The organism is Pseudochrobactrum sp. B5, from assembly GCF_001939785.1.
Lineage (GTDB): Bacteria > Pseudomonadota > Alphaproteobacteria > Rhizobiales > Rhizobiaceae > Pseudochrobactrum > Pseudochrobactrum saccharolyticum.
Map to the genome: position 1 here is coordinate 94687 of NZ_MOYL01000003.1, position 13158 is coordinate 107844.

A 13158-nucleotide genomic window follows, 5' to 3' on the forward strand; every position below is an offset into this window, starting at 1 on the left:
ATATGAGTCTTATAGAATTTTCAGTTAACTAATTGAATTTACAGGATGATCACTCGAAAAGTTTCTTAACAAATTAGTTTAAGAAATCGTTATAAGTGACTCATTGGATTCAAAGTTTTAATGTTGCTGAAAAAACACAGTTAATTTACCTAGCCTTAAGTCCTAACGGCTATGATTAACGCTGTACGTAAAGGAATGGTTACCAAAAACCCGAAATCTTAATTTTTTGTTTCGAAATTAAGTGATTTCTTTGCGTAGAGGGTGGTCGCAGGCAGCAAGTGTTGAAAAATTGCCTGGGAACTTGGTGTTCAAGGAGTAATGCGTATGAAGCCACGTGAGAGTCTTGTCCGGCTGAAACTGTTTCAGGTTAAAGAAAAGCGCCGGCAAATTGGTCAGCTGGACCTGATGATGGGCGAGTTTGAGCGGATGGCCGGTGAGCTTGATGCGCAAATCCAGTCAGAAGAGCGTAAAGCAGGGATTACGGATACCACGCATTTTGCTTATCCGACCTTTGCCAAAGCTGCCCGTCAGCGCCGCGACAATCTTTTTGATTCGATCCGCGATCTGATGTCTCAGAAAGAAGCCGCCGAAGCCGAACTTCTGGAAGCCGAAGCCGATCTCTCCCGCGCCGAAGCCCTCGAAACCCGTGACGGCAAGCTCAAAGAGATTGAAGAGGCACCTGTCTATGATCGTCGCGTCATGATCGGATAAAGATTTCGGCTCTGATGGCCTGCAAATGGCAATTTTCTCCGCTTCCGATGCTCACGTACTGTAAGTACGCTCCGCTTCGGGGCTCGAAAATCACCATTTTCGTCTCATCATAACCAAAATCTGACCGGTTCTGCTTCGTCGGGCATGATGAGAACCGCAGCCTCTGCGTTCTGATCAACAGGTCTCAGTTTTACAAATGCATAATTCCTTAAACCACGCGGTCTAAGGAATTATGCATTTTTGTTTTTAGGCTGGTGTTGGTGAAGGGGGGGAATGAGGCGTGGCGTTCTAAGCCCCTGAAAACAAAGAAAGCCGGAGAGCAGAACTCTCCGGCTTGATCTGTAGAATGCGCCGCGTACGGCATATCCTTATTTTGTTTTCATCAGCCCTTTAAAGAGGGGCGATGAATTTAGTGTCTGTATTGTTGAATGCGTGTTGTCCGCAAACCGGCGAGACCATGCTCGTCGATGGACAACTGCCAAGACAGAAACTCTTCGACTGTCAGCGTATAACGCTGACAGGCTTCCTCAAGACTGAGGAGGCCGCCGCGTACAGCGGCAACAACTTCAGCCTTGCGGCGGATAACCCAGCGCCGTGTATTAGACGGCGGAAGATCAGCAACGGTGAGCGGACTTCCGTCCGGACCGATGACGTACTTTACTCGTGGTCTTACCAGATCGGTCATTGTACTCTCTACACAACACTCAAGGACCTAATCACGCTTCACGATAGCGTCACAGCTTTAAAAAAGAGCTAAGCACTCGGTAAGGCTCTGGTAATAAATAATAATTTTCATTAAAGATTATGTAGAAAGAGCTTGAAAACGCCATATTTAAGCCGTTTTGAGGCTTTTTTACTCGTTTTCAGCTCAAAATATTTTATTAAAAAATCTCCTTTGCCCTGCGGCATCTTGGCAAGGCGGGTCACAATGGCCTATATAAGGGGAGAATTTGAAGCAAGATATCGGGTTTTGACCCCGGATATGGACCTAATCATGAAACTGAACAGCCTCGATTTGCCGGGAAAGCCGGAAGATACGCGCATTGTTGTTGCAATGTCAGGGGGCGTTGATTCTTCGGTTGTTGCCGGTATTCTCAAGCGTGAAGGCTATGATGTTGTTGGTGTAACCCTTCAGCTCTATGATCATGGCGCTGCCGTGCACCGTGCCGGTTCCTGCTGCGCAGGACAGGACATTGAAGATGCGCGCCGCGTTTCCGAAAGCCTTGGTATTCCGCATTATGTACTGGATTATGAAGCGCGCTTCCGTGAAGCGGTTATCAATCCTTTTGCCAACAGCTATGTAAGTGGTGAAACGCCGATCCCGTGCGTTGCCTGTAATCAGACTGTAAAATTTGCTGATCTGCTGGCCACAGCGCGCGATCTGGGCGCGGCAGCGCTTGCGACGGGGCATTATATCCGCAGCGGTGCAAACGGTGCTCACAGAGCTCTATTCCGCCCTGTTGATGCGGATCGCGACCAGAGCTACTTCCTTTTCGCCACCACGCAGGAGCAGATCGATTATCTGCGCTTCCCGCTTGGTAATCTGCCAAAAGCGCAGGTTCGTGAAATGGCTGAGGAAATGGGGCTGACTGTTGCCAAGAAGCAGGACAGTCAGGACATTTGCTTTGTCCCGCAGGGCAAATATTCCGATATTATTTCACGCCTGAAGCCGGAAGCGGCGACACGCGGCCATATCGTGCATATTGACGGCCGTGTTCTGGGTGACCATGACGGTATTGTTCATTACACGGTTGGCCAGCGCCGGGGTATTGGTATTGCCACCGGTGAACCGCTTTATGTTGTGCATCTCGATGCTGCCCATGCGCGCGTTATTGTCGGCCCGCGTGAAGCGCTTGAAACACATAAAGTATTTCTGCGTGATATGAACTGGCTTGGTGACGGTCCGCTTGCTGATCTGCCAGCGGAAGGTATGGAAGTCTTTGCCAAGGTGCGTTCAACGCGTCCACCAAAGCCTGCTGTTTTGCATCATGCAGACGGTCAGACCTGGGTTGAGCTGATTGATGGTGAGAGCGGTATCGCTCCGGGACAGGCCTGTGTGCTCTATTCCGACGACAGCAATACGGCGCGCGTATTCGGCGGTGGTTTTATTGCCCGTTCCGAACGTGCTCCGGAAGCAGAAAAAATGCTTCGTGAACTGACCGGCAATGGCGCAGGAGCGACATCAGGCTCAGTGTCCGCAGCCTGAGCTGCATATAAGTGTTGAAGACTATGATCCGGAGTAAACAGATGAATGATACATTTGTTTACTCCGGATTATTTATGTACTAAGCTTATCTTCAGAATATATATGCTTGCAAAGCTGTGTTTTGGATATATTCATCGCTCCTGTGATTGCGATAACCTGTCAGATAAGTATTTCATCTTGATCTGATATAACCGGCATCAAAAAACTCCTGAAATACACGGCACTGGAGCAGCAGCCAGAAGCTGAAGCCAATATTTTCAGAATTGATACGGTTCATCAATAAAATTGAGCTTAGATTCTCACTCTGAAAAGAGTGTTGAAATTCATATATTTGATGATTTATTGAACTGATAATTTAGAATTTAATAATTCTATTTCAGGTTGTATGTATCCAGTATTCTGTTCAGTCAATTGATGCTGAGGTTTTGCGGCATTGCCCGCGTTACAGTGAAATGATTTGTTTGTTTCCGGTGGTATGAAACGAGCGGCTTCAGTTTGAAATCAGGCAGTTTAATCAAAATTTGCGCGGCTCAGGCAGGATAATGCGATGCCGGAGGCTGTCGCTACATTCAGGCTGTCAAACCGGCGGGACATAGGAATGCGGGCGCTTTGCAGGGAGGTAAGCAGATGCTGCGGCAGTCCTTCGCCTTCAGTGCCCAGCAAAAGCGCGGTTCGCCCATGTACAGGCAGATCATAGAGCGATTGCGGGCTTTGCGGTGACAGTGCAATGAGGTTGATGCCCGCTTCGGCAACGGTTTTAACAATATCGTCAATCTTGCCGTTATGGGCATAGGGAACTTGTAATGTTGCGCCGACCGAAACACGGATTGCTTTACGGTAAAGCGGGTCGCAGCATGTTTCATCCAGCATTACACAACTGGCTTCAAAGGCGGCGGCATTGCGGAAAATTGATCCGATATTGTCATGGTTGGATATGCCGCAAAGGATCAGGATAAGGGCATTATCCGGCAAATTCTCTATGAGATTCTGGATGTTATGAAGGGTTTTTCTTTTCCCTACAGCGAGAATGCCACGATGGACATTGAAGCCCGCAATCTGATCCATATCGGATGGCGAAACTGCATAAACAGGGACGTGATCAGGAACCAGAGGCAAAATATCCTGAAGGCCGGCCAGTTTGTTTTCGGTGATAAGAAGAGATTCAGCTTCAAACTGAGATGAATTCAGCAGAACGCGTAAGACGACCTTGCCTTCTGCAATGAAGCGGGACTCGCGTCCTGTAAGGTCTTTTTCTTTAATATTGAGATAAGCGCCGAGGCGCTTATCTGCTAAGTCATTAATAAATATGACGGAATTATATTTAGTCTGATTATGCATCAGTTTAGTTTAAGCAAACGCTTCCCGTCTTTTCTCGCTGCGTGCCAGATACAGACTGCCTAATGTTGAAAGCACCAGCTCAATATGCGGAGATGAAACAACATAGTAGATTGTCTGGGCATCCCGTCTTGTGGAAACAAGATTGAGTGCGCGCAGTTTTGCAAGGTGCTGTGATAATGCAGACTGGCTGAGGTCGATTGCTTTTGCAAGACTCCCCACAGACATTTCATTATGCAACAGCTTGCAAAGGATCAGCAGCCTTTTATTGTTGGCGAGAGCCGACAGGAAGTCGGCAGCCTGATCCGCGTTATCGACAAGATTTGCGTAGATATTATCATGTTTCATGTGCAGTCCTACCCCCGTATGACAGCAATTTTGATAGTGCGCTTATAAGAAAGAAATCAGCGCACTATTACAACTACCAATAGAATTGATATTTGCAAGAATTATTTTAAAACGTACAGAATAATTACTCTTTTAGGGAGTGATAAATCGATTTCAAAATTATTTGTTTATTTTACATTTAGCGATTGCTAAAATATTGAAAATGTCATTTTAAACTAAAATATTAATAATAAATATTGGTCGCTTTTGTAAAAAAATAATCGTTGAATTTCAAAATTTATGAGCAGGCTTTTGAATAAGTACACATTTTTGTGATCTTGTTAATTTAGAGTATTGATAGAGAAAAAATCTAAGTCAAACACAGGCAGATAAGACGAAGCTCAATCAGATTGTGCTTCGCCGTATCATTCAAAAACTATTATATAAGTCGCAAATGTCGCAGGCTGGGCAGCGGGAAATCGTCGATATTTATTGCGGCAGTACAATATCTTCGGTTTTTAGATGGAAAGCTTTTCCGAAACCACCGTTGAGACCGGCACTTTCCACATTGAGGCGGAAAATAACAAAATCGCCGAGATCAATATAAAGTTTAACTTTAGGGCGTTTTTCGAGGAACAAATCCCGCAGGCGCTGATATCCCTCCTGACCACGCATGAATTTCTCTGCTGAACAGGCAAGGGTAATGCGCGGATGAACCAGCGGGTCACCTTTATCGGCCGGTTCGCCAAGCAGTAGCGAACAGACAGGATTGGCATCCAAGGCCGGTGTATGGGTGGCAAGGCCCGATGCCAGAAGCAGGGGGGTGTTATCCGTATCAGTGGTGATTGCAACGCGTGTTACACTCGGACGACCGGTTGCCGGATCAAGCACTGCGAGTGAGCCGTAAGTAGCATTTGAAATCAGCTGAACAGCGAGTACACGTGCTTCCTCTGTTGTCTGCTGGATGACGTCTTTCTTTTCACTCATAATCCTGCCTCATTTTCCGTGTCTTGTCCTGATCTATCAATAGCTTGCGTAACGTCCGGTACTGTTCCGATTCTGACAGGAACGGGCGCAAACAGGCTGATTACTAGCAGCTAATCACAAAAAAATCCTGTGTGCTTTGTGAAATTGAAACGGTTGAAAAGCCGAAATTATCATTAAAAATCAAATATATATTTTTTATGTCTAATTATGGAGCGGAATTATTTTTTCTGCGCCGTTGACCAAGACGTAAATTCAACTTGCCTTTTTGCCGCGCAAAATGCTTCTTTACGCCTCAGACTGCGACGTGAGGCGTTGCAGCTTGTTATCGGGTGGAGGCCTATAATGAAATTTCACACTAAACTTCTTGCTGCGACTGCGCTGACCGCTGCCATGATGGCGGGTTTTTCCGGCGCTGCATCCGCAAAGACGCTGGTATATTGCTCGCCGGCATCGCCGGAGGGATTTGATCCGGCACCTTACACTGGTGGTGATACTTTTGATGCGTCTGCGCATCCGGTTTATAACCGTCTGGTTGAGTTTGAGAACGGCACAACTGTTGTTGAGCCAGGTCTTGCTGAGAAATGGGAAGTGTCCGAAGATGGTCTGGAATATACATTCCATCTGCGTAAGGGCGTAAAATTCCAGACAACGGATTATTTTACACCGACCCGTGATTTCAATGCTGATGACGTTCTGTTCTCATTCGACCGTCAGCGCAACAAAGACAATCCTTGGCACCAGTATACTGCCGGTATTTCCTACGAATATTTCGACAGTATGGAAATGGGCACACTGATCAAGGATATCGTCAAGGTTGACGATAATACTGTTAAATTCGTGCTGACACGTCCTGAAGCACCATTCCTCGCCAATATTGCGATGCCTTTCGTATCCATTATGTCGAAAGAATATGCAGACAAGCTGGACGCAGATGGTAAAAGAGAAAACCTTAACCAGTTCCCAGTGGGTACCGGTGCGTTTACTTTTGTAGCCTATCAGAAAGATGCGGTTATCCGCTTCAAAGCGAATCCTGATTACTGGGGTGAAAAGCAGAAAATCGACGATCTGGTTTTCGCAATCACAACCGATGCTGCAGTTCGTGCGCAGAAGCTGAAAGCCGGCGAATGCCATCTGATGTCTTATCCGGCTCCGGCAGATATCAAAGGCCTGCAGGCTGACAGCAATCTGAAGGTTGATGAACAGGCCGGTCTGAATATTGCATATTTTGCATATAATACGCTTGTTGCACCTTTCGATAAGCCGGAAGTACGTAAGGCACTCAATCAGGCTGTGAACAAGCAGGCGATCATTGACGCTGTGTTCCAGGGTTCCGGTCAGGTTGCCAAAAACCCGATCCCGCCGACAATGTGGGGTTACAATAACGCGATTGAAGACGACAAATATGATCCTGAAGCCTCGAAAAAGGCTCTGGAAGCTGCCGGCGTTAAAGATCTGAAGATGAAGCTTTGGGCTATGCCTGTAAGCCGTCCTTATATGCCGAATGCACGTCGTACAGCTGAGCTGATGCAGGCCGATCTGGCCAAAGTGGGTGTAACAGCTGAAATCGTTTCGATGGAATGGGGTGAATATCTCAAGAAGTCGGGCGAAAAGGATCGTGACGGTGCGGTTATCCTCGGCTGGACCGGTGATAATGGTGATCCGGATAACTTCCTCGGCGTTCTGCTCGGCTGTTCCGGTGTTGGCAGCAACAACCGTGCACAATGGTGCTACCAGCCATTTGAAGATCTGATCCAGAAGGCTAAAGTGACTTCCGATCAGGCAGAGCGCGTTAAGCTTTACGAGCAGGCACAGGTAATTTTCAAGGAGCAGGCTCCTTGGAACACACTGGCACATTCCACAGTTTATGTGCCGATGTCTGCCAAAGTTACGGGCTTTAAGATGAGCCCGCTCGGTGATTACCGTTTCGACGGTGTTGATATTTCCGAGTAATTCTTAAAAGGAGAATGACCGGGCGCTGGATGAAATATTTCAGCGCCCGGTCTTGCTATATTCATGATACGATTCATTTTAAGCAAAATTGCCTATCTGATACCGACATTTTTCGGCATCACTATTCTTGCTTTCGGCTTCGTACGCGTTTTGCCGGGTGATCCGGTTCTGCTGATGGCAGGTGAGCGCGGCGTATCGCCGGAGCGACATGCGGAGCTGATGAAGCAGTTCGGTTTTGACAAGCCGATGTGGCAGCAATATCTGGATTATATCTGGAATTTGCTACACGGCGATTTCGGCATGTCCATGGTTACCAAAAAACCGGTTATTACCGAGTTTTTCACGCTTTTTCCGGCGACAGTCGAACTGGCGCTGTGTGCTATTGTGCTTGCGGTTCTGATCGGTATTCCTGCCGGTGTTTTCGCGGCGGTTAAGCGCGGTTCGTGGTTTGATCAGACATCGATGGGCGTAGCACTGGTCGGCTATTCCATGCCGATTTTCTGGTGGGGCCTGCTGCTTATCATTCTGTTTTCGGGTATTTTACAGTGGACACCGGTTTCCGGCCGTATTTCACTGATGTATTTTTTCCCGCCGGTTACCGGTTTTATGCTGATTGACAGTCTGCTGTCGGGACAGAAGGGGGCTTTTACCTCTGCGCTTTCGCATCTGATCCTGCCGACAGTCGTATTGGCAACAATTCCGATGGCGGTGATTGCACGTCAGACCCGCTCGGCTATGCTTGAAGTCTTGGGTGAGGATTATGTCCGCACAGCGCGCGCCAAAGGCCTTGGCCAGCGTCGTGTTATCGGGCTGCATGCTCTGCGCAATGCGCTTATTCCGGTTATTACCACAATCGGTTTGCAGGTCGGCGTTTTGCTTGGTGGTGCTATTCTGACTGAAACTATTTTCTCCTGGCCGGGGATCGGCAAATGGATGATCGACAGTATTTTCCGTCGTGACTATCCATCTGTTCAGGGTGGTTTGCTTCTGATCGCCATCCTTGTGATGGTCGTTAATCTGGCTGTTGATTTGCTTTACGGCTTAATCAACCCGCGCATCCGGCATAAGTGAGGCTTCCAATGAGTAATTCTACTGTACCAATGGAAAAGTCAGTTGATGTGTCTTTGCGACGCCAGCTTGCCGATTTCTGGTATTATTTCAGCGTGAACCGCGGTGCGGTTCTCGGCCTGATCGTTTTCGTAGCGCTGGTTCTGGTGGCTGTTTTTGCACCTTTGCTGGCTCCCCATGATGCGACACAGCAATATCGTGACGCATTGCTGACCCCTCCGGTCTGGCAAGAGGGCGGTAAAGCCGCATTTCTGCTCGGTACAGATGCGGTTGGCCGCGATGTTCTGTCCCGTCTGATTTACGGCTCGCAATATTCGCTGTTTATCGGTCTTGTGGTTGTTGTTCTGTCGCTGGTTTCCGGTGTGACCGTTGGTCTGATCGCCGGTTTCTTCGGTGGCGTGGTTGATACAATCATCATGCGCGTGATGGACATCATCCTGTCCTTCCCGTCGCTTATTCTGGCGCTGGTTCTTGTGGCAATTCTCGGACCTGGTCTGATGAATGCGATGATCGCTATCGCGCTTGTTTTGCAGCCGCATTTTGCGCGTCTGACCCGTGCGGCCGTGATGGCGGAAAAGAACCGTGAATATGTGATTGCTGCCCGCTTAGCCGGTGCCAGCCGTCTGCGTCTGATGTTCAAGACCATTCTGCCGAATTGCATGGCACCGCTGATCGTGCAGGGCACTTTGTCCTTCTCCAATGCGATCCTTGATGCTGCTGCTCTGGGCTTTCTTGGTATGGGAGCACAGCCACCGACACCGGAATGGGGTACAATGCTTGCTGAAGCGCGTGAGTTTATCACCCGTGCATGGTGGGTTGTTACATTCCCGGGTCTTGCTATCCTGATTACGGTTCTCGCGATCAATCTGGTTGGCGATGGTCTGCGCGATGCGCTTGATCCAAAACTGAAGAGGAGCTGATAATGGCTCTTTTAGAAATCAAAAACCTGACAGTTGCCTTTGATACGTCAACAGGTGCTTTCAAAGCCGTAGACGGCATCGATATTTCTGTCGATGCCGGTGAGGTTCTGGCTATCGTTGGTGAATCCGGTTCGGGTAAATCCGTTGGTATGCTGGCGGTGATGGGATTGTTGCCGAAGACTGCAACAGTCACTGCGGACAAGATGCTGTTTGACGGCCGTGACCTGCTCAATATGAGCGATAAAGAACGCCGCGCGATTATCGGTCGTGAAATCTCCATGATTTTTCAGGAACCGATTGCTAGCCTCAACCCGTGCTTTACCGTTGGTTTCCAGCTTGAGGAAGTTCTGCGCTTTCACCTGAATATGGGTAAAGCACAGCGTCGTACCCGTGCGATCGAGCTTCTGGAACTGGTGGGCATCCGTGATGCCTCTGAGCGTCTGGGCAGCTATCCGCATCAGATGTCCGGTGGTCAGTGCCAGCGCGTGATGATTGCCATTGCGATTGCCTGTAATCCGAAATTGCTGATCGCGGATGAACCGACAACTGCGCTTGATGTGACCATTCAGAAACAGATCCTTGATCTCTTGATGCGTTTGCAGGAAGAGCACGGTATGGGCCTGATTATGATCACGCATGATATGGGTGTTGTGGCAGAAACCGCAGACCGCGTTATCGTGCAGTATAAAGGTCATAAGATGGAAGATGCGGATGTGCTCTCATTGTTTGAGAATCCGCAGAACCCTTATACAAAAGCACTGCTTTCAGCCCTGCCGGAAAATGCAACCGGTGACCGTCTGCCAACGGTTTCGGATTTTGTCTTGCAGAATGCCGCATCGTCAGGAGCTGCCCAATGAGTGAGATCGTTCTTGAAGCCCGTAATATTGTGCGGGATTATCACACTGGCGGCGGTTTGTTTTCCAAGGCGAAAACTGTGCATGCGGTGAAAAATGTCAGCTTCTCGGTCGAGAAGGGCAAGACACTGGCTATTGTTGGTGAAAGCGGTTGCGGCAAGTCAACACTTGCCCGCATCCTGACTTTGATTGACCCGCAGACATCCGGTGAATTGCTGATTGACGGTCATCCGGTGAATATTGCCACCGATGGTCTGACCCGCGAAATGCGCCAGCGTGTGCAGATTGTGTTTCAGAACCCGTATGGCTCGCTCAATCCGCGTCAGAAAATCGGTGATGTGCTGGCGGAACCTCTGCTGCTGAATACCAATATGACAGCGGAAGAGCGTCAGGAAAAAGCGATGCAGATGCTGCTCAAGGTCGGTCTTGGCCGCGAGCACTTCAATCGCTATCCGCATATGTTCTCCGGCGGTCAGCGTCAGCGTATTGCGATTGCCCGTGCATTGATGCTCAGCCCGCGCCTTCTGGTGCTGGATGAGCCGGTCTCGGCACTCGATCTCTCGGTGCAGGCGCAGGTGCTTAATCTTCTTGCGGATCTGCAGGAAGAGTTTGAACTGACCTATGTTTTCATCAGCCATGATTTGTCTGTGGTACGCTATATCGCCGATGAGGTGATGGTGATGTATTACGGTGAGGTTGTTGAATATGGCACACGTGACGAGGTGTTTAATCATCCGCGTCATGACTATACGAAGAAACTGTTCGGGGCCACTCCGCGTTCGGATATCGAAAGCATTCGTCAGCGTGTGACTGAACGTGCGAAAAAACGTTCAGCAGCCTAAACCGCGATTACAGTGATAATAAAAACGCCGCGCTGATGAGATCAGCGCGGCGTTTTTGTTTGCAGGTTTTAAATTATCTTCGGTGGCGGGTGAGGCTGCGTACCACATCATCAGCCGAGATTTTGCCGACAATCGCACCATTATGCACAACGCCGACATCGCCATTATTGCGCACCATCGCCTGCATAATATCCTGAATTGCGGTTTCCGGTTTTGCCGTTGCTGCAAAAGGGCGGGGTGGCGCACTGCGGTCAAGAGGAGACATGATATCAGCCGCAAGCAACACACCCAGAGGGTTCATATTGGCCACAAAATCCGCCACATAATCATTGGCCGGATTAAGCAAAATATCCTGTCCGCTGCCGCATTGAATAATACGGCCGCCTTCCATGATCGCAATGCGGTTACCGAGTTTCATTGCCTCATCCAGATCATGGCTGACAAAGACAATGGTCTTTTTCAGATGATCCTGCAAATGCAGCAACTCATCCTGCAAGCGCGCGCGGATTAACGGATCGAGCGCGGAGAATGGCTCATCCATCAGCAGGATCGGTGCGCCGGTTGCAAAGGCACGGGCAAGACCGACACGCTGCTGCATGCCGCCGGATAATTCACCGACCTTGCGCTTTGCCCAATCCTGCAATCCGACCAGTTCCAGCTGGTTCTGTACCGCTTCCTTGCGTGCCTGTTTGTTTAAGCCTGCAATTTCAAGGCCGAAGCCGACATTGTCCTCGACCGTACGCCATGGCAACAGGCCGAATTGCTGAAACACCATGGAAACCACATGGGTGCGCAGAGCGCGCAATTGTGCAGTGCCGGCTGCGGTTACGTTGATTTCGTCACCCTGATTATAGACCGTGACGCAACCGCGGCTGATCGGGTTGAGGCGGTTAATCGCGCGCAAAAGCGTGGATTTTCCGGAGCCGGACAATCCCATCAGGACAAGCAGCTCACCCTCGCGGATATCGAGCGAGCAATTATGTACGCCGAGAATATGGCCGGTTTCTGCCTGAATTTCCGAGCGGGTAAAGCCCTGATCGGCAAGATCCAGTGCCTTGTCCGTTTTATTACCGAAAACAATACTGATATTCTGAAGACTGATAGAGGCCATGATTATTTTTCCCTGCCCGGACGGAAAATGCGGTCGAGGATAATGGCGACAACAACAATCACCAGACCAGCTTCAAAACCGAGCGCGGTATTGACCGAGTTAAGAGCACGCACAACCGGCACGCCCAGCCCGTTGGCTCCGACAAGCGCTGCAATCACCACCATCGACAAAGACAGCATGATGGTCTGGGTGAGACCAGCCAGAATTTGCGGCATGGCATAGGGCAGTTCAATCTTCCAGAGCAACTGGCGGCGCGAAGCGCCGAAAGCCTCTCCGGCTTCTCTCAGATGCTCCGGCGTTGAGGAAATACCGAGATGGGTGAGGCGGACAGGGGCGGGCAGTACAAAAATGGCTGTTGCCAGCAGACCCGGCACCATACCAATGCCAAAAAACACAATCGCCGGAATGAGATAAACAAAGGTCGGCAATGTCTGCATCAGATCAAGGATCGGGCGCACCACCGCATAAAGCTTTGGCCGGTGTGCCGTTGCGATGCCTAATGGTACGCCAAGCGCCATACAGATGAAACAGGCCGACAGAACCAGCGTCAGGGTTTCCAGCGTCTGATCCCAATAACCCTGATTGAGGATGAATAAAAACCCGATAATCGTCAGAATGACAGTCGAGATTTTTCTTTGCAACCCCCATGCGATCGCGGCAAAAATGGCAATCAGAATAAAGGGGTGCGGAAATTTGAGTGCGGCCAGTAAGCCGTCAATCAATGTCTGCATAATGGCGGCAATACCATCAAACAGCCAGCTCAGATTTTCAGTTAACCAGGTGACAACATTCTTCGCTGTACGCCCGACGGGAATTTTTTGTGATGTCAGCCAGTCCAAAAGTCAGG

At 49.3% G+C, this 13158-nt stretch carries 13 protein-coding genes; 7 read left to right on the forward strand and 6 right to left on the reverse strand.

The window, feature by feature from the left end; genetic code table 11:
* Positions 1-324: 324 nt before the first annotated feature.
* The gene (locus BKD14_RS10825; RefSeq protein ID WP_022709453.1) at positions 325-711 is read left to right on the forward strand and encodes a hypothetical protein; all 387 of its coding nucleotides are present in this window, start codon (positions 325-327) and stop codon (positions 709-711) included.
* Positions 712-1120: 409 nt separating this feature from the next.
* On the opposite strand, the gene BKD14_RS10830 is transcribed toward BKD14_RS10825, so the two are convergent.
* Positions 1121-1396 carry a DUF1153 domain-containing protein gene (locus BKD14_RS10830; RefSeq protein ID WP_075655983.1) on the reverse strand — a complete coding sequence of 92 codons (276 nt, stop codon included), beginning with the start codon at positions 1394-1396 and terminating at the stop codon, positions 1121-1123.
* 309 nt (positions 1397-1705) lie between these two features.
* Between BKD14_RS10830 and mnmA the strand changes: the two genes are divergently transcribed.
* Entirely contained in the window at positions 1706-2917 is a 1212-nt protein-coding gene (mnmA, locus tag BKD14_RS10835; protein WP_175576091.1) for a tRNA 2-thiouridine(34) synthase MnmA, read from the forward strand.
* 510 nt (positions 2918-3427) lie between these two features.
* Here the strand turns inward: mnmA and BKD14_RS10840 are convergent.
* The 3 genes from BKD14_RS10840 to BKD14_RS10850 all read right to left on the reverse strand — a co-directional run bounded on the left by BKD14_RS10840 (position 3428) and on the right by BKD14_RS10850 (position 5566).
* Positions 3428-4255 (reverse strand): RNA methyltransferase, encoded by an 828-nt coding sequence (locus BKD14_RS10840; RefSeq protein ID WP_075655985.1) that lies wholly within the window; start codon positions 4253-4255, stop codon positions 3428-3430.
* A 9-nt stretch (positions 4256-4264) separates the two neighbouring features.
* Positions 4265-4600 (reverse strand): metalloregulator ArsR/SmtB family transcription factor, encoded by a 336-nt coding sequence (locus BKD14_RS10845; RefSeq protein WP_022710093.1) that lies wholly within the window; start codon positions 4598-4600, stop codon positions 4265-4267.
* 468 nt (positions 4601-5068) lie between these two features.
* Positions 5069-5566 (reverse strand): pyridoxamine 5'-phosphate oxidase family protein, encoded by a 498-nt coding sequence (locus tag BKD14_RS10850; protein WP_075655987.1) that lies wholly within the window; start codon positions 5564-5566, stop codon positions 5069-5071.
* Between the two features lie 342 nt (positions 5567-5908).
* Between BKD14_RS10850 and BKD14_RS10855 the strand changes: the two genes are divergently transcribed.
* The 5 genes from BKD14_RS10855 to BKD14_RS10875 all read left to right on the forward strand — a co-directional run bounded on the left by BKD14_RS10855 (position 5909) and on the right by BKD14_RS10875 (position 11200).
* A complete protein-coding gene (locus BKD14_RS10855) occupies positions 5909-7516 on the forward strand; it encodes an ABC transporter substrate-binding protein (RefSeq protein WP_075655989.1) in 1608 nt (535 codons plus the stop codon).
* Between the two features lie 63 nt (positions 7517-7579).
* Positions 7580-8587: an ABC transporter permease subunit gene (locus tag BKD14_RS10860; protein ID WP_022710096.1), complete on the forward strand. Its 1008-nt coding sequence runs from the start codon at positions 7580-7582 to the stop codon at positions 8585-8587.
* Between the two features lie 8 nt (positions 8588-8595).
* Entirely contained in the window at positions 8596-9504 is a 909-nt protein-coding gene (locus tag BKD14_RS10865; RefSeq protein ID WP_028233427.1) for an ABC transporter permease subunit, read from the forward strand.
* A 2-nt stretch (positions 9505-9506) separates the two neighbouring features.
* Positions 9507-10361, forward strand: a complete 855-nt coding sequence (locus BKD14_RS10870; protein WP_075655991.1) for an ABC transporter ATP-binding protein — start codon at positions 9507-9509, stop codon at positions 10359-10361.
* The gene (locus BKD14_RS10875) at positions 10358-11200 is read left to right on the forward strand and encodes a dipeptide ABC transporter ATP-binding protein (protein ID WP_022710099.1); all 843 of its coding nucleotides are present in this window, start codon (positions 10358-10360) and stop codon (positions 11198-11200) included. Before BKD14_RS10870 ends, BKD14_RS10875 begins: the two co-directional genes overlap by 4 nt.
* A gap of 73 nt (positions 11201-11273) precedes the next feature.
* Here BKD14_RS10875 and choV read toward each other — a convergent pair whose 3' ends face one another.
* Entirely contained in the window at positions 11274-12311 is a 1038-nt protein-coding gene (gene choV / locus BKD14_RS10880) for a choline ABC transporter ATP-binding protein (RefSeq protein WP_075655993.1), read from the reverse strand.
* A 2-nt stretch (positions 12312-12313) separates the two neighbouring features.
* On the reverse strand, positions 12314-13150 hold the full coding sequence (gene choW / locus BKD14_RS10885; RefSeq protein ID WP_022710101.1) for a choline ABC transporter permease subunit: 837 nt from the start codon (positions 13148-13150) through the stop codon (positions 12314-12316).
* Positions 13151-13158: the final 8 nt, after the last annotated feature.

Coding starts and splice junctions, on each gene's coding strand:
- BKD14_RS10825 (WP_022709453.1), top strand. CDS start 325: ATGAAGCCACGTGAGAGTCTTGTCCGGCTGAAACTGTTTCAGGTTAAA.
- BKD14_RS10830 (WP_075655983.1), bottom strand. CDS start 1,396: ATGACCGATCTGGTAAGACCACGAGTAAAGTACGTCATCGGTCCGGAC.
- mnmA (WP_175576091.1), top strand. CDS start 1,706: ATGAAACTGAACAGCCTCGATTTGCCGGGAAAGCCGGAAGATACGCGC.
- BKD14_RS10840 (WP_075655985.1), bottom strand. CDS start 4,255: ATGCATAATCAGACTAAATATAATTCCGTCATATTTATTAATGACTTA.
- BKD14_RS10845 (WP_022710093.1), bottom strand. CDS start 4,600: ATGAAACATGATAATATCTACGCAAATCTTGTCGATAACGCGGATCAG.
- BKD14_RS10850 (WP_075655987.1), bottom strand. CDS start 5,566: ATGAGTGAAAAGAAAGACGTCATCCAGCAGACAACAGAGGAAGCACGT.
- BKD14_RS10855 (WP_075655989.1), top strand. CDS start 5,909: ATGAAATTTCACACTAAACTTCTTGCTGCGACTGCGCTGACCGCTGCC.
- BKD14_RS10860 (WP_022710096.1), top strand. CDS start 7,580: ATGATACGATTCATTTTAAGCAAAATTGCCTATCTGATACCGACATTT.
- BKD14_RS10865 (WP_028233427.1), top strand. CDS start 8,596: ATGAGTAATTCTACTGTACCAATGGAAAAGTCAGTTGATGTGTCTTTG.
- BKD14_RS10870 (WP_075655991.1), top strand. CDS start 9,507: ATGGCTCTTTTAGAAATCAAAAACCTGACAGTTGCCTTTGATACGTCA.
- BKD14_RS10875 (WP_022710099.1), top strand. CDS start 10,358: ATGAGTGAGATCGTTCTTGAAGCCCGTAATATTGTGCGGGATTATCAC.
- choV (WP_075655993.1), bottom strand. CDS start 12,311: ATGGCCTCTATCAGTCTTCAGAATATCAGTATTGTTTTCGGTAATAAA.